The sequence below is a fragment of the Nocardia sp. NPDC058480 genome (assembly GCF_042720495.1).
In the GTDB taxonomy this organism is placed as follows: Bacteria; Actinomycetota; Actinomycetes; order Mycobacteriales; family Mycobacteriaceae; genus Nocardia.
Genome location: NZ_JBHXMN010000025.1, coordinates 43,570 through 62,883 on the forward strand (window position 1 = coordinate 43,570; position 19,314 = coordinate 62,883).

A 19,314-nucleotide genomic window follows, 5' to 3' on the forward strand; every position below is an offset into this window, starting at 1 on the left:
CGGAGGCTGTCGATAGGCAGTCGGCATGGCTACCAGATTGCCAGCTGGAGCCTCAGGCTTCGAAGACGACCGTGTTCCCGGCGACATCGCGGGTGCCCGCGTCCTTCTTGATCGCCTTCACCAAGTCGGCGACGCAGTCCCAGGTGCGCGGAGGTTCGCAGTCGATGTTGCCGATCGTGTACCAGGTATCGGTGCCGCGGTAGCGGACGAGGCCCTTGCCCGCATCGTCGAGCATGACATCGAGCTCGCCGGACACCGTCCCTTCCTCTTCGGTCATGACGGCGCTCTCGGCGGTGATCTCGATGGGCTCGCTTATGTGAACTCTCCTCGGCGGAGGCAGTCATCGACTGCGGTGCGCAACGCGGTGTGCTCGGCGGTATCAACGGTCAAGGCGTATTTTACCTTCACTTTGACGTAGTGCTCGACATAGGCACACCGGAAGTTGCCGGGCGGCAAGTAGTTCGCGGGATCCTGATCACCCTTGGATCGGTTGGCCGACGGGTCGGCGGCGACCAGGTTCATCGAGTCGTTGGCGATGCGGCGGCGGGTGTCCTCGTCGCGGTCGGCCGCACCGGATCGCCAGGCTTCGGCAAGGGCGACAATGTGTTCGGCGTCGACCTTGGACGGATCGGTGATGAACTTGTACGGCCCGAGTTCGCCGGTCTTCTTGTCGACGAAACCGTAGTGGTCCTGCCAGCCGCCGCCGGACTCGACTTTCAGATCGCAGGTCTTGGCGTCGAGGCTGACCTTGCCGGTGGCGTCGCGCAGCATCATCACCTCGCGGCTGGTGCATTTCGCGTACTCGGCCAGGTCGCCGGTGAAGCCGTGCTCGGGCTTGTTGGTGTCCCAGTGCGGGAACTTCTCGCGCGTGTAGCCCGTCATCGGGCCTTCCTTCGCGACGACGAGGGTGGCGACCAGGTCGCCGACTTCCTTGCCCGACACCGTCGCCGCACCCGCCGAACCAGGGCCGGGCGCGGTCGGACTCACCTTGTCCAGCAACGAGTTCGCGATAGTGACCACCACGGCCAGACACACCGCCGCGGCGAGGGCGAGCAGGGCTCGACCCAGGGGAGAACCGCTGATCGAAGACCACTTCATGCCCGTACCACCCAGATGCTTCGTCGAAAAATGAACCGGCACAACCTAACGGCCGCACCAGCTGTCGTCAGTGATTGTCCGCTATGAGGTTCCGCACAGCACAGTGCGAACCGGGTGCGGCTCAATAGCGTTCCTCTATCGACGGAGATGACCAGTGATCCAGGAGGGCAAACGGATGGTGATCGACATCACAATCGATCAGTCGGGCAGTGATCCCGATTCCGGCGGAATCCCGGTGTCCAGGAACCGGATCAGCCGTGCGATGCGGGCGGCATGGTCTACACACCGCTGGAACTGACTGCCGAGCAACGCCATGTCGATCGCGGCCTCGGTGCTCACGTCGGCCTCGGTGAGCGCGGTGCGCAATTGCTTGCACAGCGTCTCCATCGCCGCGATATCGCTGCCGTCTTCGGCGGCGAACCGACCGCTGGCCACCGACGAACTCACGCGCGCGACGCACTCGGCCGCGAGCGTGCCCATCGACACGAGTTCGGTGATCACCGATGCGGGCGCGACCACGCCCGGATGCGCCCGATATACGTACTGCCCAGCGGTTTCGGTGCGTCGACCGATCCGTGACAGCTCACCGGCGACCTGAATCGCGGTCACTACATGACGCAGATCGCGGGCGACCGGCGCCTGCAATGCGAGCAGTGCCATGGTGCGGGATTCGCAGGCGGCGAACATCAGCTGTAGCTGCTCGTCGAGCGCGAACACCTCGTAGGTGGCGGCGAGGTCGGCGCCGGCCAGTGCCGCGGTGACCCGCTCGGTCGCGTCATGGGCGACGCGCGACATCAGGGTGAGATCGTTGGCCAGAGCGACGAGCTCGAGGGTGAACTGGGTCCGCACGCGCTGAATTGTTCCCCATCGAGCGGGTGTGAGTGAATCCATCGCCGAGATCGGGCGTCGACGGATCGGGGTGTACCCGGCCGTAGCTGGAAGGATGGGGGCCATGATTGCCGCGTTGACGACTAAATGGACCATGTACGTGCCCATCCTCGCCGCGCTCGTGCTCGTACTCAGCTGGGGTCGTTCGGTACCGGGATTGATCGTCGCGCTGGTGAGTGTCGCCCTGGTCGGCGCGGTGCTGGCGGCGGTCTATCACGCCGAGGTCGTGGCCCACCGGGTCGGTGAGCCCTACGGTTCGCTGGTGCTCGCGGTGGCGGTGACCGTGATCGAGGTGGCGCTGATCGTCACGATGATGATCTCCGGTGGCGACAAGGCGGCGTCGCTGGCCCGCGACACCGTGTTCGCCGCGGTGATGATCACCTGCAACGGCATCTTCGGATTGGTGCTGCTCGTCGGTGCGTTGCGCAGGCGGGTCGCGGTGTTCAACGCGGAAGGCACCGGTGCCGCCCTGGCCACCGTCGCGACCCTGGCCACCTTGAGTCTGGTGCTGCCGACGTTCACCACCAGTGCGCCGGGCCCGGAGTTCTCGCCCGCGCAGCTCGCCTTCGCCGCGGTCGCCTCGCTGGCGCTCTACGGGCTGTTCGTGATGGTGCAGACGGTGCGTCACCCCGACGATTTCCTCCCGGTGGAGGACGGCGGCGCGGTCGACGACAGCGACACCCACAGTCACGCACCGTCCAACCGGGCCGCGTTGATCAGTCTCGGCATGCTGGTGCTGGCCCTGGTCTGCGTGGTCGGCCTGGCCAAGGTGGTCTCGCCCGCGCTCGAGTCGGCGATTGCCTCGGCCGGTTTGCCGCAGTCGGCGGTGGGTGTGGTGATCGCGATGCTGGTGCTGCTGCCCGAGACCCTCGCCGCGGTGAACTCGGCGCGCCGCAATCAGGTGCAGATCGGGCTGAACCTGGCGCTCGGTTCGGCGATGGCGAGTATCGGCCTGACCATTCCGGTGATCGCGATCGCGACCATCTGGCTCAGTGGTCCGCTGGTGCTCGGTCTCGGCGCCACCCAGATGGTGTTGCTCGCACTGACCGTCGTGGTCGGCACGCTGACGATCGTCCCAGGCCGCGCGACCCTACTGCACAGTGGCGTTCACCTGGCATTGTTCGCGGCATTTGTGTTCCTCGCCGCAAGCCCGTAGCTGGGGTGTTGCGGATCACACGGCCTGTGAATCTGTCATGGAAACCGCGGAAAAGCGACGAGGGTCACCCACTGGAAATTTTGTTGTGACGCAGAGTACCGGTTAGCTTGCTGGAGTTGGCAAAGACGCCGAAGCCAGAGAGTGCGGTATGAAAATCACCAAGCCCCGTGCTTCACGAGCGGCCCGGAGGCATCCCTGATGTCCCTCGACCTGCACGCCGCGAAGCCGGATTCCGCTACCCAGATCGTCCGCAAGAACTTCACCGACACCGTCGTGTCGTCGCTGCGGACCTTCGGGCGTGCGGTCGATCTCGCACAGCAATCGGTCGGCGGCTCGTTCTCCGACATCGCCCGTAGGCAGTTCCAGTGGCGTGAGACCCTCGTGCAGGCCTGGCGCCTGATCATGGTCACCGCCATTCCCGCGGTCCTGATGGCGATCCCGTTCGGCGTGATCGTCTCGGTCCAGGTCGGCAACCTGATCCACAGCCTCGGCGCCGATTCCATGCTCGGCGCCACCGGCGGCCTCGGCGTGATCAAGCAGGGCGCGCCCATCGCCACCGGCTTCCTGCTCGGTGGCGCTGGGGCGGCGGCCATCGCGGCCGACCTCGGCGCGCGCACCATCCGCGAGGAGATCGACGCGCTCAACACCATGGGCATCAACCCGGTGCACCGGCTCGTCATCCCGCGCATGGTCGCGATGCTGATCGTCGCCCCGATGCTCAATGTGCTGATCATCTTCGTCGGCGTGCTGGCCGGTTACGCGGTCGCCGTCGGCGGTCAGGGTGTGACGCCGGGCAGCTACTGGTCGACCTTCGGTTCGTTCGCGACCGCCGCTGACGTCTGGGTGTCGCTGCTCAAGGCGCTGATCTTCGGCTTCCTGGTCGTGATCATCTCGTGCCAGCGCGGACTGGAAGCCAAGGGCGGACCGCGCGGTGTGGCCGACGCGGTGAACGCGGCGGTGGTGCTCTCGGTGGTCTCGATCGCGGTCGTCAACCTGCTGTCCAGCCAGATCACCGCCATGTTCCTACCGACGAAGTTGGCGTGATGGCTGCCTCTTCGTATATCCCCACCTCCCTGCACTGGCTCCGCAACCTCGCCGGCATCGGCAAGCGGATCGTCACCGCCGGTGAATCGCTCGGCTTCGTCGCGGTGTTCGTCTGGCAGGTGCTGTCCTCGGTGCCGCTGACACTGCGTCGTTATCGCGAGGAAACGCTGCGCGCGGTCACCGATATGACCTGGGGCCGCGGGTCGATCATCGTCGGCGGCGGCACTGTCCCGATGATGATCGTGCTCGGCCTGGTGATGGGCGCTTCAGTGGGCGTCGAATCGTTCGCCACGCTCGACATGCTCGGCATGGGCCCGGTCTCCGGCGTGGTCTCGGCCTACGCCACGACGCGTGAGCTGGCTCCGATCGCCGCGGCCATCGGCTTCGCCGCCCAGGCCGGTTGCCGGATCACCGCCGAGATCGGCGCGATGCGCATCTCCGAGGAGATCGATGCGATCGAGGCGCTCGGCCTGCGTTCGGTGCCGTTCGTCGTCACCACCCGCGTGATCGCGGGCGCCATCGCTATCGTGCCCACCTTCTTGATCGCGCTGATCCTGTCCTACGGCGCCTGCCGCGGGCTGCTCACGATGGTCTACGGGCAGTCGGCCGGCGTGTACGACCACTACTTCTTCCAGTTCGTCACCGGCTTCGACGTGATCGCCGCGGTGATCAAGGTGGCCGTGTTCGGCACTGTCGTGATCTTGGTCCACAGCTACTTCGGGTTCTTCGCCACCGGCGGCCCCGAAGGAGTCGGCATCGCCTCGGGCCGCGCCGTGCGCGCGAGCACGGTGGCCATCATCGCCATCGACATGGTGCTCTCGATCATGCTCTGGGGCTTCAACTCGGCGATCAGTTTTACGGGGTGAGCTAGTGCCTAACTACGGAATGCCCGGAGTCGCCGCCGATCGGCGCAGTGCGCGACTGACCGGCGCGATCATCCTCGGCCTCATCGCGGTGGTAGTCCTCGCGACCGCCACCTACAACAACCTGCGCACCGAAGACGGCCTGCGCATCGCCCTGCACACCGAACACCTCGGTGACGGCATCAGCGCGGGCAGCCAGGTCCGCGTCGACGGCGTGACGGTCGGCGAGGTCGCCGAGGTGACCCCCGGCGAGCGCGGCACCCAGCAGATCGCACTGTTGCTCGACTCCGACCGGCTGGTCGGCATCGACGACAGCCTCGCGATCGACTACGCCCCGACCAACCTGTTCGGCATCGCCGAGATCGAATTGCGCCGTGGTGCGGGCGGTTCGCCGCTGCGCGAGGGCGCGGTGCTCGACCTCACGGGCGCGAACGGCGACCGGGTCTACGACGCCACGATGAGCGCGATCCTGCGCAGCCTCTCGCAGGTCGGCATGACCGTGACCAGCCCGCAGATGGCGACCGTCATCTCCCAGCTGGCCGCCGATTTCAAGGCATTCACCCCGCTGGTGCAGGCCCTGATCACCGTCTCCAAGACCATCGCCGACAACCAGGATGTGATGCCCTCGGAGATGTTCGGCAAGCTCGGGCCCGCCTTCGACGGTGGCGGGCAGTTCGCGGGCGCCGCCATGAAGGTAGTCGACGAGCTCCGCGAGATCCGGGTGGTTCAAGTCGACAAGGAGCGCTACGACATCGGTGTCGGGGTGATCGGCGGCGGCATCCTGCCAGCCCTCAGCACCACCTTGAGTACCGCGGGCGGGCACTTCGCCGAGACCACCGACATGCTCGCCCCGATGCTGGTGGCACTGGCGCAGATGTCGCCGAACCCGCGCCAGACCGGTGCCGACCTCACCGCCCTGCTGCAGAACCTGCGCGGCGCCATGCCCGACGGACCCGACGGTCCGGTCCTCAACCTCGACGTCGAGCTCAGCGGTGTCCCCGGCATCGCGGTGCCGCTGTTCGGAAAGGACGGTGGGCGATGAAGATTCGCGGAACCGCACTGCGCCTCGGCGTTTTTACCCTGGTGATGGTCGCCATCCTCGGGTTCGTGTTCACCCTGATCAAGCGTCCGGTCGACGGCGACACCAACGCCCACGACGCGTTGTTCACCGATGCCAACGGTCTCAAGGTCGGCAACGACGTGCGGATGTTCGGCGTGCAGGTGGGCAAGATCGAGAAGATCAGCCTCGAGGGCGACAAGGCCAAGGTCGCGATCACCGTGAAGACCGACACCCCGATCTACGACAACTCCAAGCTGGCCATCCGGTACCAGAACCTCACCGGCCAGCGCTATATCGACCTGCAGCAGGCGCCCGATCCGGGCACGCCGATCGCCGCGGGCGCGCGGATCGGCGCGAACATGACCGTCCCGTCCTTCGACGTGACGAGCCTGTTCAGCGGCCTCAAGCCGGTGCTCGCCACGCTGTCGCCGGAAGCGATCAACCAGTTCACCGCGAGCATGCTCGCCGTGATCGAGGGTGACGGCACCGGCCTCGGCCCCGCCCTGACCGCGATCGACCAGCTCGCGAGCTATGCCGATGACCGCCAGCAGGTGATCAGCACGCTGATCCACAACCTGTCCGAACTGTCCGATCGCCACGGCGGGCGGGTCGGACACCTGGTACCGCTGCTGGCCCGGCTCACTGATGTCTTCGAGGCGATGCAGCGCAATATCGGTGGCGTCGCGCAGTTCGCGATGACAGCGCCCTCGGTGCTGGCACCGGTGGACCGGTTGCTCGCCTCGCTCGGCCTGGTCGAAGGCGGCGGCGCCGATGTCGACGCGATGATCCGCGGGCTTTTCCCGAATCCACAGGAAGCTGTCGAGGTGTTCGGAAAGCTCCCCGGTCTGCTGGCCACGGTCGACGCCTCGCTCGCGCGCGGCTTCGCCGACTTCACGCCGCACTGCAGCAACGGTGCCGCCGAGGTGCCCGCGCCGCTGCGGGTGCTGATCGCCGGACAGAAGGTGACCGTATGCAACCGCTGACGAAGTTGACCGGGCTCTTCGCCGGTAATCGGCCGATCCTCGACGAACCGAGCAAACGCGCACGGGAACTGCGGATGGGGATCATCGGCCTGAGCCTGGTCGTGCTGTTCATCATCGCCGCGGGCGTGGTCTACGTGGTGCCGCTGGGCAAGCACACCTACACCGCCGAGCTCAGCGAAGCGCAGTCGGTGCGCGAGGGCGACGACGTGCGTCTGGCCGGCATCTCGGTCGGCAGCGTCACCTCCCTGGAACTGCAGCCCGACAAGGTGCTCATGCAGTTCACCGTGAACGACGAGGTGTTCGTCGGGGACAAGTCCTCGCTCGATGTCCGCATGCTCACCGTGGTCGGCGGCCACTACGTCGCGCTCTACCCGGCCGGTTCGGCACCCCTGGGCGACAAGGCGATTCCTTCCGATCGAATTCGCTTGCCCTACAGCCTGATCGAGACCTTCCAGGATGCGACCGCGCCGCTGGCCGCCGTCGACGGCGATACCGTGCGCAACAACCTGGCCGCCGCGAACTCCGCGATCGAGACCTCGCCGGAGGCGCTGCGCACCACGCTGGACACCGTCGGCAAGTACGTCGACATGCTCGATCGTCAGCGCACCCAGGTGTCGAAGTCGATCGCGGTCGTCGACGAGTACGTCACCATGTACGACGGCGCCAAGACCGATCTGGGCAGGTTGATGGACAACGTCAACCTCCTCGAAGACCTGCTGCTGAGCAAGAAGGCCGAACTGGCCGAAGCGATTCGGTTGCTCACCTCGGTGGTGAATCGTCTGGCCGCCCTGGCCCCGAGCTGGGAGTCCACGCTGAAACCGCAGGCGCAGGCGCTGGCCGACGCGCTGCCGCGACTGGGGGAACTCAGCGGCCGACTCGAGCCGGTGATCGGGACTGTCCACGAGCTGCAGACCAAGTTGTCGCAGCTGGCGACCCCCGAAGCCGGTGTCGTGGTCGACCAGTCCAGCGCCCGCGTGTGCGTACCGCTGCCCGGGAAGGCGTGCTGATGCTGAAACGACTGCTCGGATCCCAGGCGTTCATGTCGATCGCCGGTGTCGCGGTGCTCGTCGCGCTGGTGACCGGCGGCTACTTCGTCGCCTTCGATCCGATGAAGAAGACCGAATCCTATTGCGCGCTCATGCCCGACGCGATCGGCCTCTACCCTGGCAATCACGTCACCATGCGCGGCATGAACGTCGGCGAGGTGACCGCGGTGCGCAACGAGGGCGCCAAGGTGCGGGTCGAATTCGAGGTCGACGCCGAATTCCCGGTCTACTCCGACGCTTCCGCGACCACGGTCGCGTATTCGATCGCGGCGGACCGCAATCTGGCGGTGCTCACCACCGGCAAGACCGCGCCCCCGCTCGACGGCGGCTGCCTCACCAAAACGCTGACTCCCAAGAGCATCACCGAAACACTCACGGCGCTGGCGAGCCTGTCCGATCAGCTCGCCGGCGGTGCCGCAGGTCAGCCCAGCGTCCTGTCCGACGGTTTGTCCTCGCTGAACCGGGCAACCGAGGGCACCGGCCCGACGATCAACGAACTCATCCACACTCTCGGTTCGGCGATGAACAAGCCCGACGCCGATATCGGTCATCTCGCCGGTCTTTTCGACGCGTTCGCCTCGGTGTCGAACAAAGTCGCCGCCAACTGGGGTGACCTGCAGACGATGCTCGTCCGGCTGGCGCCACTGCTGAACATGGCCTCCGACGACCTGCTCATCCCGGCCACCTCGCTGTTCGACGGTCTCAGCGAGGTGTTGCCGATGCTCAACGACATCGCCATCATCCTCGGCGACCCGCTGATCGGCGCGCTCGACGACGCGGTCCCGCTGGTGAAGCTGTTGCGCGCCAACGTCGGATCCCTGAGCGAGATCGTGGCGAAGATGCCCGCGCTCGCCTCGGCGTTCCGCAGCGCCACCGATCCCGCGGGCGGCACCGCGATCACCTACGCGCCGCCGAAGGTCGCACTGCCGAGCGGCGAGGCCGACCAGGTGTGTACCGCGGTGAACGCGCTGATTCCGGGACAGTGCCCCGATCCGGCGCAGGGACTGGCCGATGTGAATCTCGTGCAGGTTGTGCTGGGAATGGCAGGTGCTCGATGAACCCCCGAAAGATGTTGCGGCACAGTGTTATAGCCCTCGTGGTCGCGGCCGGGCTAGCGGTCGGCGGCTGTGGTTTCGACCCCGCCGAGGTGCCGGTGCCCGGCTCGACTGTCAGCGGTTCGACCTACCGCGTGCAGATCGAGTTCAGCAGCGCGCTGAACCTGCCCGCCAAGTCCAAGGTGATCGCCAACGGCGCCGAGATCGGCATCGTCGACGGTGTGCGGGTGGTCCAGCCCGCCGACGCCCCCGCGGGCCGCGGCGGTTACGTCATCGTCGAGGCCGACATCCTCGACACAGTCGCGTTGCCGGCGAAGTCCATCGCCGAACTGCGCCAGGACACCATCCTCGGCGACATCCACCTCTCGCTCACCACCCCCAAGGACGGCTTCGGTGAGCTGCTGCGCGACGGCGGCACGATCCCGATCGAACGCACGAAACCGCCTGTGCAACTGGAAGACACGATGGCCACCATGGCCCTGTTCGTCCAGGGTGGGGCGATCGGTCAGCTGCAGGAGATGCTCGGCCGGATCAACGCGGTGATGCCACAGGATCCAAGGGAAACCGCGCGCATCTCAGCCGTGATGGGCGCTGACGCCGCCGACCTGGCCGCGAATCTGGACAAAGTCGACCTGCTGGTCAACGGATTGTCCCGCAATGCGGCGATCTTGCACGACGAGACCGAAACCGCGCTGACGAACATCCTCACCCCCGCGGCCGTGGCTTCGCTCACGGACTCACAGGACTCGATCGCCAAGACCATGAAGATCTTCGAGGCACTGGGCCCGGTCGGTTCCTCGCTCACTTGGCTGGCCCCGATCGCGAGCTCCGGTGATGCCGCCGCGAACGCGTTCCTGCCGCTGGCCACCGGCGGCTCGGCCGACCTGCGCTCCTCGACCAACATGGCGCTGCTCACCGCGCTGCTGCGCGACAAGATCATTCCCTTCGCCGAGCGCGGACCGAAGGTGAACGTCACCGGTGTCGAGGTGTCCGAGGAAGACCAGCTGGCGCAGATCGTCACCGCGCTACGGATGATCGGAATGGTGCGATGAAGATCGGTGCACTGGCCTCCCTCGGCGGCATCGCCGTCATCACCGCGCTCGGCGCGAGCTACCTGACCTTCGGGGTGGTGCGCGTCGACCCGCTCGCCGACTACACCGCGGCCTCGATCGAGATCGCGAATTCCGGTGGCCTCAGCGTCGGTTCGCCGATCCTGCTCACCGGTATCGAGATCGGCGAGGTCACCGGGGTCGACACCTCGGCGAGCGGCCGCGTGCAGGTCGGCTTCCGGTTCGGCGCCGACCACAAGGTGCCGATGAGCAGCGTCGTCACCATCGAGCATCTGTCCGCGCTCGGCGAGCCGTACGTGCAGTTCGTACCGCGCGACGCCAACGGGCCCTATCTCACCGACGGGCAGCGCCTGACCGGGGAGAACGTGCGCACCCCGATGTCGATCCCCGAGGTCGCGCGGTTGGTCACCAAGACCGTCGAGCAGCTCGATCCCGCGGTTGTCGGCTCCCTGGTCGACACGCTCGGCACGGCGATGGTCGGCACCGAGAATGTGGTCCCCGAGCTGGCCAGGGCGGGCGACCTGCTCGCCGCGGCGCTCATGAGCCGCGCCCCGGCGATCGGCCAACTACAGAACAACTTCGAATACGTATCCGGCGACATCGGCTGGGCGGGACCTGCCACCTCCGCGGCAGCGCCCGAGTTCATCCGCCTGAGCAAGGTGCTCGATCAGTTCGTCGAGGCGGTGGGCCGGGCCAGCGGCGGCGATCCGCAGATATACCTGCGCGACGGCGGTCTGGTGCCGCTGCTCGAGCAGCTCACCGCCAAGCTGAACGAGCTCGGCCCCGAGCTCTCGGCCTTGCTGCCCGGGCTGCGCCCACTCACCGAATCGGTCACCGCGACCGCTCCGCAGCTCGATCTGAACGCGCTGATCGCCCAGGCACTGCACAACACCGACGCCGACGCTGTGAAGGTGCGGGTCGCGATCAAGTAAATATCTGGCAACCATCGTATATAGGTATCTGCCCTGGCCAGTAGTTGTTCGGCCGAGATCGGTGGTCTGCGAGCAACCTTGCGGTAGCGTGCTGGACGGGGGACCTGGTCCGCGGCGGAGGCGGTGCGATGGCAGAGAGCAGCGAGGGTCCCGAAACACGGACCGGCAGCAGTACTCGAATGATCGCGATCGCGGCGGTACTCGCCGCGATCCTCGCGCTGGTGGTCGCGCTCGGTCTGGTGCTGCGCGCCGACCAGGGTGACGACAACCCGTCGGTGAACCCGATGGGATCCGATGCCAACGGACCCCCGATCGCCGGCGCCGATCAACAAGCCTCCGAAGCCAAGGAATTCGCGCCACCGTGGCCCGCCCGCCGGATCGGCGGAAACTGCTCGGCCGGTGGCATCACCGCGCACTGGCGCGTCCACGACGACGGCAAATGGCAATGCACGGTGACCACTCCCGATGTCCAGCCTCCAGCACCGGTTCCCGCGCCACCCCCGCCGCCACCACCCCCGCCGCCCGGACCCGAACCGGCCCCTGAGCCCGTGCCTGTCGAGGCACCGCCGCCACCTGCCTTCGAGCCCCCGCCGCCGCCTCCGGTCTACGAGCCGCCCGCCTACGAGCCGCCGCCCCCGCCTGTCGAACCACCACCTGTCTTCGAACCCGAACCAGCCCCAGCGCCACCCCCACCGCCGCCCCCGCCCCCGGTTCTGCAACTCCCGTTCCCCCTCCCGCCGATTCTGCTCCCGCCGGCGGTAGCCGTCCTACCCTGAGCTGTGACTCTCGATCACACCGCGCCGTCGATGTCGCGGTGAATCACGTTCGGACCAGACATCCAGTGCAGTCGACGGTGGTAAGCCGAGTCGGCCATTTGCGCGGTCGACACGGGTGAGTGGAGCTGGCCGGTCCGGCGCAGTCGGCGCAGGTGAGTCGTGTCCGCCGGACGCAGCCCTGACCGGCGGCGGGTCGATCCCCGCGCGTCACCGATGTCGGTGAGACTGGTCAGCTATGGACCAGTTGGTACTGACTCTGGTGATCCTGCTCGCGGCCGTGCTCGCCGAACCGCTCGGAGCGCGCATCGGTCTCGCGCCCTCGATCCTGATGACCCTGTTCGGCTGCCTGCTCGCCCTGATTCCGGCCGTGCCGACCCTGCACATCCCGCCCGAGCTGATCCTGCCCCTGGTCCTGCCGCCCCTGCTCTACGCCGCCGCCCGCCGCACCTCGTGGCGGCAGTTCGCGGAGAACTGGCAGACCATCGCGTTGCGCGCAGTCGGCCTGGTGATCGCCACCGCGATCGCGGTCGCCGCGGTCTTCCAGGCCTGGAGTCCTGGCACCGCCGTCGCCGCGGCCGTGGTGCTCGGCGCCCTTGTCGCGCCGCCCGACCCGGTGGCGGCCACCTCGATGGCGGGCCGCCTCGGCCTGCCACGCCGACTGATCGTCACCCTGGGCGGCGAAGGCCTGTTCAACGATGTCACCGCGATCGTGATCTACACCGTCGGTATCCAGGTGGTCATGACCGGCCTGTTCAGCCCGTGGCACGCGCTCGCTGACTTCGCGATCGCCGCGGTGGTCGGGGTTGTCGTCGGACTGGTGCTCGGCTGGCTCGGCAGCAAACTCACCACGATCCTCGACACCGCCACCGCCCAAGTCGCCCTGAGCCTGCTGCTGCCCTTCGCCGCCTACGGCATCGCCGAACACTGGGAGGGCTCGGCGGTGCTCGCCGTGCTGGTCTGCGCGCTGTACCTCACCGATGCCGTCACCGAAATCGGCGACCGTGACTATCGCCTGGTCGCCGACTCGTTCTGGGACATCACCGAAATGCTCATCACCGGTTTCGCGTTCGCCCTGATCGGGCTGGAACTGCGGGTGGTGATCGAAACCACCGGACACAATTGGCCGGGGCTGGCCGGGGTCACCGTCGCGGTGATCGCGGTCGTCGTGGGATTGCGCCTGGTCTGGCTGATGGCCACCTGGGCGATCAGCAGCAAACTGCCCTACACCGACGAACCGTTCACCTGGCGCGAGGTGATCGTCACCTGGTGGGCCGGTATGCGCGGAGTCGCGACGGTGGCGCTGGCGCTGGCCGTGCCGTTCACCCTCGACACCGGCGCCGACTTCCCGGCCCGCTCGGAAATCCTGTTCATCGCGTTCGGGGTCGTACTGTTCACCCTGCTCGTCCAGGGCCCGACGCTCCCGCTGGTGGTGCGCCTCACTGGTGTGCACGCCGACACCCGGCAGGAACGCGCCGTCGAACAGGCGCTCTGGACCCGGGTGGTGAATGCCGAACTCACCGAACTCAAGGCGATCGCCGCCCGCGACAATCTCCCCGAAGACGTTTACGAGGACCTCAAGGCGCTGCTGCGTCGCCTGTCCGCCAAGGCCGATCCCGAAGCGGCGGACGCCGACGCGAAAGCGGCTCTGGACAAGGAACGCACCTTCGCCTCCCAGATGCGCGCGGTGCGCGCCGCCGTCACCGAAGCAGGCCGCCGCGAAGCCCAGGCTGCCCGCCGCGAACCCGGCATGCCCCCGGACGTTGTCGACCGGGTCACCCGGCGCCTCGACCTCGGCCCGACGCACTGACCCCCCGCGGACCAGGCCATTGTGGGCAGGTCGAATCGATCGATGAGCGGCGGTTCAGCCGGTCATGGAATCGGTGAGCGCACCGATCCCGTAGGTGATCGCCATCGCCAGCGCCCCACCGACGACCACGCGCAGCACCGCGCGGGCGCGATTGCCACCGCCGAGGCGCGCGCTCACCGAGCCGGTGATCGCGAGGGCGATCAGCACCGCGGCGAAGGTCACCGGCACCCGCCATTCGGTGGGCGGCAGCACGATCGCCAGCAACGGCAGCAGCGCACCGCAGGTGAACGAGATCGCCGAGGAGATCGCGGCCGCCCACGGGTTGGTGAGCGAGCGCGGGTCGATGCCCAGTTCGGCCTCGGCGTGCGCGGTGAACGCGTCGTGGGCGGTGAGCTCGGCGGCCACCGTGCGGGCGGTGGCCGGGCTGAGCCCCTTCTTCTCGTAGATCCCGGCCAGTTCGGCCAGTTCGAAATCGGGTTCGTCGGCCAGTTCGCGGCGTTCCTTGGCCAGCAGCGCCTTCTCCGAATCCCGCTGGGTGCTCACCGACACGTATTCGCCCGCGGCCATCGAGATCGCACCCGCGACCAGTCCCGCGATACCCGCAGTGAGGATCGTCTGGGCATCGTTCGTGGTCGCGGCGACACCGACGACCAGCCCCGCGGTGGAGACGATGCCGTCGTTCGCGCCGAGCACCCCGGCGCGCAGCCAGTTCAACCGCGTCGCAAGGCCCTCGGTATGGGGTTCGTGAGGATGGCTGGTCGATGACGGGTCCGGCACCGGCCCAGCTTAATCGGGCACGGCGGGATCAGCGGTTCACCGACGGCGAGTCGGGCACGGCCAGCTCGATAGGGGGTGCTGAGGGGTCAGTGGTTCGCCGAGAGCGTGTCCGGTAGGTTCAGCTCGGTCGGGCACCGGCACATCATCGTTCGGTTGTCGACGAGCCTGCATTCGCTCAGCTCATCGACCCGCCGTCGGGTTCGGAGTGGCCGACAGCCCGGCGCGCAGCGTGTCGGCCAAGCGCACCGCGAGCGCGATCACGGTCAGCGTCGGATTGACGTGCCCGTTCGTCGGAAACACCGAACTACCCGCGATGTAGAGGTTGTCCACTCCGTGCACCCGGCAGTGCTGGTCCACGACCCCGTGCCGCGGATCGGCCGACATCCGGGTGGTGCCACTGGGATGCGCCCAGTCGGTGAACGGTAAGGGGTCGGTGCTGTCGGGCAGGGCCGAGGGAACCACCTGCGGCGCGGGCAATCCGAGCCGGGCGAATTCGCCGACGAGCAACGCCGTAGCCCGCCGCACCGTCCGATCCTCCTGCTCGCTGATCCGCCAATCCACCTGCGGCAGTGGCATTCCCACCGGATCGGTCCGCGTCGAAAGCCGAACCCGGCTGTCCGCGTCCGGGGTCTGCTCCACCATCGCCCGCACCTCGACACCGGCCAGCCGATGCGGAATCCCGACACCGTCGATCAGCCTGCGTCGCGCACCGTCGAGCAGAAGGCCGGTGTCGGACATCATGATTCGCACGTCCTGCCACCGCACTCGCCCGCGCAGCACCCGCTTCACCGACTCCCACGGATCGTCGTCGGCGGTGACCTCCTGCAACCACAGCGCACAGTTCACCAGCGACTCGTGCCGTTGCAGCGCGGGCGACAACGCCAACCCGTGCAGAAAGGTGTGCCGACCCCGCGCGCTCTTGACCACGTACTTGCCGAACCGGTCCAGCGCCGCCCCGGCGTCGGCGGGGCGCAGCGTCGCGACCACCCCGCAGCGATGATCCATCAGGTACCGCCCGACCTGGTCGTACCGATTCCCGATCCCACCGGCGACGGTCCGCCGCGAGGCCAGCAGCAGCCGTGGCGTGGCGATCCCACCCGCGGCCAGCACGAACATCCGCGCCTCGACGGTGCGCACGCGCCCACCCGCACCTGTCACCTCGACCGAATTCACATGCGCGCCGGTCGCATCGGTGTCGATATGGGTCACCGTCGCGTTCACCAGCACCCGCGCGGTCGGCGCGACGATGTCACGCACGTGCGGACCCCACCGCTTGCAGTCGAACCGGTTGGCCGGGTCGCGGCTGATCTGCCAGAAGTAGGGGCGCAACGAGCCGGTGTCGAGCGCGTCAGCGGGTGCCTGCCGTCCGGACAGCGGCCAGAACTCGTGCTCGGTGAAGCCGGTGCCGTGCCCGAGCCCGGCATGCGCGGCCGCCCGTTCGGCGTAGGGCCGCAGCGCACCCGTGTCGATCGGCCAGCCGGACCGGGTGACCCAGGGCCGATTGGCGAAGTCGAGGTCGTCGAGCACACCGCAGCGTCCGGCCCAGGTGTGTGAGCTCCCGCCGAGCACCCGGTTGCCCGCGATCCGGTGTTGCTCCGCGCGCGGAGCGCCGACGCTCTCTATCGCGGCGAATGCTGTTTCGTCCGCGGTGATCTCGTGACCACCACTCTCCAGCACCAGTACCTGTAGTCCGGCGGCGGCGAGTTCGGTAGCCACCGTCAGGCCCGCTGGGCCCGACCCGATGACGCAGATCTGGGTGCGCAGCGCGTCGTCTCCGGCAGTGCGCAGATCCTCGACAAGCATCGGCGGTCCTCTCACCAGCGCTGCCCCCGAAGTGCGGTGTGCGCCGTCGGATAGATGACGGCGATGGACAGTGTCGGTGGAGGCACCGCTGGTCTCACTGTAGGAGCCGGACCACCGTGTGTCAGTCGGTCTCGCAATGCTGATTGACGAAAGCTCTGATGTACCCGGCGGATTGGCGCACATACATCCACGACCAGAACTCCAGACCGGAGTCCGACGGGCTGGCGACCATGGTGATCTCGCCGTCATAGCACTTCTCGACGATGTATCTGGCGCGCGACACATGCGGCGTGAACGTGACTACGATGATGTGGCGCCACCCGTAAATCTTTGCGCGCCGGACGATTTCGCGTGCCTCACCGTCGGTGGTCCACGGGTCGGGCACGAAACACGAGACACGGAAGGCGAATCGGCCGCCGCAGTACTTGTCCATCACCGGATCGTCGGCTCCGGTGGACTGTGAGATCAGCACCTCGGGGGCAAGGCCGCGCTCGGCGAGTTCGATGCCGAGGTCGAACCGTTCGTAGGCGGTGCCGCCGAGCACCACGATCACGTCAGCGGGCCGCAACGGGTCGATCTGGGGGTGCACGAAGACCGGCCATCCAGCGAACGCGGCAGCCAGCACGGTGACCAGTGCGCCGACGAGCAACCATCCCGCACGCCGAAAGATCGACACGGCACCGACGATACCGAAATCTCGGCGGTGGCCGCGGTCCCGCGATCGACCAGGCACGCGGCCTTCTGCCGCGGTCGTAGGCCAGGCACACTGGAGCCCATGACCGACACCGCCGTTGCCCCCGAACACCTCGACGTAGTCATCGTCGGCGCCGGGTTGTCCGGCATCGGGGCCGCTTACCGGCTGCAGACCGAGCACCCGCATCGCAGCTACGCCATCCTCGAGGCGCGCGCCGACCTCGGCGGCACCTGGGACCTGTTCCGTTACCCGGGCATCCGCTCGGATTCGGACATGTTCACCCTCGGCTACCCGTTCAAGCCGTGGCGCGCGGCGCGTTCCATCGCCGATGGCGCCGCCATCCTGGATTACATCCGCGAGACCGCGCAGGAGAACGGCATCGACCGGCGCGTCCGCTTCGGTTCCCGGGTGATCGGCGCGGATTGGTCATCGGCGCAGGCCCGCTGGCAACTCACCATCGCCCACGAGGGCCCCGACGGCCCCGAACTGAGCACCCTGACCTGCGGTTTCCTCTACACCTGCGCCGGCTACTACGACTATCAGCAGCCGCACGCCCCCGAGTTCGGTGGCCAGGAAGACTTCGCGGGCACCGTGGTGCATCCGCAGTTCTGGCCCGCCGACCTCGACACCCGCGACAAGCGGATCGTCGTGATCGGCAGCGGGGCCACCGCTGTCACCCTGGTGCCCAACCTCGCCGCCGACGCCGCGCACGTCACCATGCTGCAGCGCAGCCCCACCTGGATCAGCGCAGTTCCCGGCCGCGACAAGCAGGCCGACAAGATCCGCAAACTGCTCCCCGCCGGTCTCGCCCATCGGCTGATCCGGACCAAGAACATCCTGTTCAACATCGGTTTCTACCAGTTCTGCCGCCGTCGCCCCGCCGCCGCGCGCAAACTGCTCACCGACCTCACCACGCGCATCCTCAAAGACGACAAGCTCGTCGCCGAACACTTCACCCCCGACTACGACCCGTGGGACCAGCGCCTGTGCGCCGCCCCCGACGCGGACTTCTTCAAGGCGATGAAAAAGGGCAAGGCCTCGGTGGTCACCGACAATATCGACGCCTTCGTCCCCGCTGGGGTTCGCCTGGTATCGGGGCAGACGCTGCCCGCCGACATCGTGGTCACCGCCACGGGCCTGCGCCTGCTGGCCTTCGGTGGCATCGCGCCCTCGGTCGACGGCACCCCCGTGCCCTTGGCCGACCAGTTCGTCTGGCAGGGCGCCATGCTCACCGGCCTGCCCAACTTCGCCATCTGCGTCGGCTACACCAACGCGTCATGGACACTGCGCGCCGACCTCACCTCCCGTCTGGTCTGCAAAGTCCTCACCCACCTCGACCGCACCGGCAGTGCCGCGGTCGTCCCCGAACCCCAGGGTGCGCTCGCCGAACGCCCCTTGCTCGACCTGAACGCCGGCTATGTCCTGCGCTCGATCGCCGCGTTTCCCCGTCAGGGCGACCGTCATCCGTGGCAGGTCAGGCAGAACTACCTGCTCGACGCGCTGATCACCCTGCGTACCGACCTCGGCAAAACCCTGCGACCGGTGTCGCGGCGGGTAGGGGAGTTCACCCGCAACGGGTGAGGCGCGCGGCTCGTCGGGTTCCTACCGTTGTCGTGTGCCGTGGTGGCACGTGGCGTTGACCTGACGGGAAAGGCCCAGCGATGACAGACACGAATCAGCACCACCTGCGCGACGGGATCGCGGCAGGAACCTCCATCGGCGCTGGCATCCTGCTGGCGGTGGTCGGTGTCCTGCAGATCTTCCAGGGAATCTCCGCGGTCGCCAACGACGATCTCATCGTCGTCGGACCGGAGTACACCTACCAGTTCGACCTCACCAGCTGGGGCTGGTGGCACATCGTGCTCGGCGCGCTCGCGGTGATCATCGCGATCGGCCTGCTGGCCGGCCAGACTTGGGGCCGGGTATCAGCGATGGTGATCGCGGCACTGTCGATCATCGCCAATTTCCTGTGGCTGCCCTACTACCCGTGGTGGTCGATCCTGATCATCGCCGTCGACATCGTGGTGATCTGGGCAGTGGCCACCTGGCGACCGAACGCCTGAGCTGTCCTGATCCATCCGACAACGCCGCCCCGGTCATCGGAGCGGCGTTGTTCGTCTTTTCCTGGGGAAACGCCGGATTGTCCAGGCGATTTGACTTCGTGTTGGTCGGCACGTAACTTTATTCGAGTCAGAGCGACACGGACACCGACTCAGCCGCCCAGCGGTTGAGACACGAGGTAGGACGTTGAGCGCCTGACTG

At 67.5% G+C, this 19,314-nt stretch carries 19 protein-coding genes; 13 read left to right on the forward strand and 6 right to left on the reverse strand.

Annotated features, from left to right (window positions below):
• Window positions 1-52: 52 nt before the first annotated feature.
• The 3 genes from ACFWO8_RS32225 to ACFWO8_RS32235 form a co-directional block, all read right to left on the reverse strand.
• Window positions 53-277: a hypothetical protein gene (locus ACFWO8_RS32225; protein ID WP_266296076.1), complete on the reverse strand. Its 225-nt coding sequence runs from the start codon at window positions 275-277 to the stop codon at window positions 53-55.
• Window positions 278-312: 35 nt separating this feature from the next.
• Window positions 313-1,098, reverse strand: a complete 786-nt coding sequence (locus ACFWO8_RS32230) for an HNH endonuclease family protein (protein ID WP_378973717.1) — start codon at window positions 1,096-1,098, stop codon at window positions 313-315.
• A gap of 198 nt (window positions 1,099-1,296) precedes the next feature.
• Window positions 1,297-1,947 carry a phosphate uptake regulator PhoU gene (locus tag ACFWO8_RS32235; protein WP_378973720.1) on the reverse strand — a complete coding sequence of 217 codons (651 nt, stop codon included), beginning with the start codon at window positions 1,945-1,947 and terminating at the stop codon, window positions 1,297-1,299.
• 103 nt (window positions 1,948-2,050) lie between these two features.
• Between ACFWO8_RS32235 and ACFWO8_RS32240 the strand changes: the two genes are divergently transcribed.
• The 11 genes from ACFWO8_RS32240 (at window position 2,051) to ACFWO8_RS32290 (ending at window position 13,778) form a co-directional block, all read left to right on the forward strand.
• Window positions 2,051-3,142 (forward strand): calcium:proton antiporter, encoded by a 1,092-nt coding sequence (locus ACFWO8_RS32240; RefSeq protein ID WP_378973726.1) that lies wholly within the window; start codon window positions 2,051-2,053, stop codon window positions 3,140-3,142.
• A 198-nt stretch (window positions 3,143-3,340) separates the two neighbouring features.
• Window positions 3,341-4,186 carry an MlaE family ABC transporter permease gene (locus ACFWO8_RS32245; protein WP_378973732.1) on the forward strand — a complete coding sequence of 282 codons (846 nt, stop codon included), beginning with the start codon at window positions 3,341-3,343 and terminating at the stop codon, window positions 4,184-4,186.
• Window positions 4,186-5,052, forward strand: coding sequence for an MlaE family ABC transporter permease (locus ACFWO8_RS32250; RefSeq protein ID WP_378973737.1), 867 nt, complete (start codon window positions 4,186-4,188; stop codon window positions 5,050-5,052). The genes ACFWO8_RS32245 and ACFWO8_RS32250 overlap by 1 nt, the downstream gene beginning before the upstream one ends.
• A 4-nt stretch (window positions 5,053-5,056) precedes the next feature.
• On the forward strand, window positions 5,057-6,091 hold the full coding sequence (locus ACFWO8_RS32255) for an MlaD family protein (RefSeq protein WP_378973740.1): 1,035 nt from the start codon (window positions 5,057-5,059) through the stop codon (window positions 6,089-6,091).
• Window positions 6,088-7,092, forward strand: coding sequence for an MlaD family protein (locus ACFWO8_RS32260; RefSeq protein ID WP_378973745.1), 1,005 nt, complete (start codon window positions 6,088-6,090; stop codon window positions 7,090-7,092). The genes ACFWO8_RS32255 and ACFWO8_RS32260 overlap by 4 nt, the downstream gene beginning before the upstream one ends.
• On the forward strand, window positions 7,080-8,099 hold the full coding sequence (locus ACFWO8_RS32265) for an MlaD family protein (protein WP_378973754.1): 1,020 nt from the start codon (window positions 7,080-7,082) through the stop codon (window positions 8,097-8,099). Before ACFWO8_RS32260 ends, ACFWO8_RS32265 begins: the two co-directional genes overlap by 13 nt.
• On the forward strand, window positions 8,099-9,196 hold the full coding sequence (locus ACFWO8_RS32270; protein ID WP_378973761.1) for an MlaD family protein: 1,098 nt from the start codon (window positions 8,099-8,101) through the stop codon (window positions 9,194-9,196). Before ACFWO8_RS32265 ends, ACFWO8_RS32270 begins: the two co-directional genes overlap by 1 nt.
• Window positions 9,193-10,245: an MlaD family protein gene (locus ACFWO8_RS32275; RefSeq protein ID WP_378973769.1), complete on the forward strand. Its 1,053-nt coding sequence runs from the start codon at window positions 9,193-9,195 to the stop codon at window positions 10,243-10,245. The genes ACFWO8_RS32270 and ACFWO8_RS32275 overlap by 4 nt, the downstream gene beginning before the upstream one ends.
• The gene (locus ACFWO8_RS32280; RefSeq protein WP_378973774.1) at window positions 10,242-11,195 is read left to right on the forward strand and encodes an MlaD family protein; all 954 of its coding nucleotides are present in this window, start codon (window positions 10,242-10,244) and stop codon (window positions 11,193-11,195) included. The genes ACFWO8_RS32275 and ACFWO8_RS32280 overlap by 4 nt, the downstream gene beginning before the upstream one ends.
• A gap of 128 nt (window positions 11,196-11,323) precedes the next feature.
• Window positions 11,324-11,971 (forward strand): hypothetical protein, encoded by a 648-nt coding sequence (locus ACFWO8_RS32285; RefSeq protein ID WP_378973778.1) that lies wholly within the window; start codon window positions 11,324-11,326, stop codon window positions 11,969-11,971.
• A 235-nt stretch (window positions 11,972-12,206) separates the two neighbouring features.
• A complete protein-coding gene (locus ACFWO8_RS32290; protein ID WP_378973785.1) occupies window positions 12,207-13,778 on the forward strand; it encodes a Na+/H+ antiporter in 1,572 nt (523 codons plus the stop codon).
• Between the two features lie 54 nt (window positions 13,779-13,832).
• Here ACFWO8_RS32290 and ACFWO8_RS32295 read toward each other — a convergent pair whose 3' ends face one another.
• The 3 genes from ACFWO8_RS32295 to ACFWO8_RS32305 all read right to left on the reverse strand — a co-directional run bounded on the left by ACFWO8_RS32295 (window position 13,833) and on the right by ACFWO8_RS32305 (window position 17,034).
• On the reverse strand, window positions 13,833-14,555 hold the full coding sequence (locus ACFWO8_RS32295) for a VIT family protein (protein WP_378973791.1): 723 nt from the start codon (window positions 14,553-14,555) through the stop codon (window positions 13,833-13,835).
• Between the two features lie 180 nt (window positions 14,556-14,735).
• A complete protein-coding gene (locus tag ACFWO8_RS32300; RefSeq protein WP_378973796.1) occupies window positions 14,736-16,358 on the reverse strand; it encodes a GMC oxidoreductase in 1,623 nt (540 codons plus the stop codon).
• 121 nt (window positions 16,359-16,479) lie between these two features.
• The gene (locus tag ACFWO8_RS32305) at window positions 16,480-17,034 is read right to left on the reverse strand and encodes a YdcF family protein (RefSeq protein WP_378932472.1); all 555 of its coding nucleotides are present in this window, start codon (window positions 17,032-17,034) and stop codon (window positions 16,480-16,482) included.
• Window positions 17,035-17,133: 99 nt separating this feature from the next.
• Here ACFWO8_RS32305 and ACFWO8_RS32310 point away from each other — a divergent pair, with 99 nt between their 5' ends.
• Window positions 17,134-18,633 carry a flavin-containing monooxygenase gene (locus tag ACFWO8_RS32310; protein ID WP_378973803.1) on the forward strand — a complete coding sequence of 500 codons (1,500 nt, stop codon included), beginning with the start codon at window positions 17,134-17,136 and terminating at the stop codon, window positions 18,631-18,633.
• A gap of 80 nt (window positions 18,634-18,713) precedes the next feature.
• A complete protein-coding gene (locus ACFWO8_RS32315; RefSeq protein WP_378973808.1) occupies window positions 18,714-19,115 on the forward strand; it encodes a hypothetical protein in 402 nt (133 codons plus the stop codon).
• The last annotated feature ends 199 nt before the right edge of the window (window positions 19,116-19,314 follow it).

What these genes read in the sequence shown, in the direction of transcription:
- ACFWO8_RS32225 (WP_266296076.1), bottom strand. Translation starts at nt 277, where the DNA reads ATGACCGAAGAGGAAGGGACGGTGTCCGGCGAGCTCGATGTCATGCTC.
- ACFWO8_RS32230 (WP_378973717.1), bottom strand. Translation starts at nt 1,098, where the DNA reads ATGAAGTGGTCTTCGATCAGCGGTTCTCCCCTGGGTCGAGCCCTGCTC.
- ACFWO8_RS32240 (WP_378973726.1), top strand. Translation starts at nt 2,051, where the DNA reads ATGATTGCCGCGTTGACGACTAAATGGACCATGTACGTGCCCATCCTC.
- ACFWO8_RS32245 (WP_378973732.1), top strand. Translation starts at nt 3,341, where the DNA reads ATGTCCCTCGACCTGCACGCCGCGAAGCCGGATTCCGCTACCCAGATC.
- ACFWO8_RS32250 (WP_378973737.1), top strand. Translation starts at nt 4,186, where the DNA reads ATGGCTGCCTCTTCGTATATCCCCACCTCCCTGCACTGGCTCCGCAAC.
- ACFWO8_RS32260 (WP_378973745.1), top strand. Translation starts at nt 6,088, where the DNA reads ATGAAGATTCGCGGAACCGCACTGCGCCTCGGCGTTTTTACCCTGGTG.
- ACFWO8_RS32265 (WP_378973754.1), top strand. Translation starts at nt 7,080, where the DNA reads ATGCAACCGCTGACGAAGTTGACCGGGCTCTTCGCCGGTAATCGGCCG.
- ACFWO8_RS32270 (WP_378973761.1), top strand. Translation starts at nt 8,099, where the DNA reads ATGCTGAAACGACTGCTCGGATCCCAGGCGTTCATGTCGATCGCCGGT.
- ACFWO8_RS32275 (WP_378973769.1), top strand. Translation starts at nt 9,193, where the DNA reads ATGAACCCCCGAAAGATGTTGCGGCACAGTGTTATAGCCCTCGTGGTC.
- ACFWO8_RS32280 (WP_378973774.1), top strand. Translation starts at nt 10,242, where the DNA reads ATGAAGATCGGTGCACTGGCCTCCCTCGGCGGCATCGCCGTCATCACC.
- ACFWO8_RS32285 (WP_378973778.1), top strand. Translation starts at nt 11,324, where the DNA reads ATGGCAGAGAGCAGCGAGGGTCCCGAAACACGGACCGGCAGCAGTACT.
- ACFWO8_RS32290 (WP_378973785.1), top strand. Translation starts at nt 12,207, where the DNA reads ATGGACCAGTTGGTACTGACTCTGGTGATCCTGCTCGCGGCCGTGCTC.
- ACFWO8_RS32300 (WP_378973796.1), bottom strand. Translation starts at nt 16,358, where the DNA reads ATGCTTGTCGAGGATCTGCGCACTGCCGGAGACGACGCGCTGCGCACC.
- ACFWO8_RS32310 (WP_378973803.1), top strand. Translation starts at nt 17,134, where the DNA reads ATGACCGACACCGCCGTTGCCCCCGAACACCTCGACGTAGTCATCGTC.
- ACFWO8_RS32315 (WP_378973808.1), top strand. Translation starts at nt 18,714, where the DNA reads ATGACAGACACGAATCAGCACCACCTGCGCGACGGGATCGCGGCAGGA.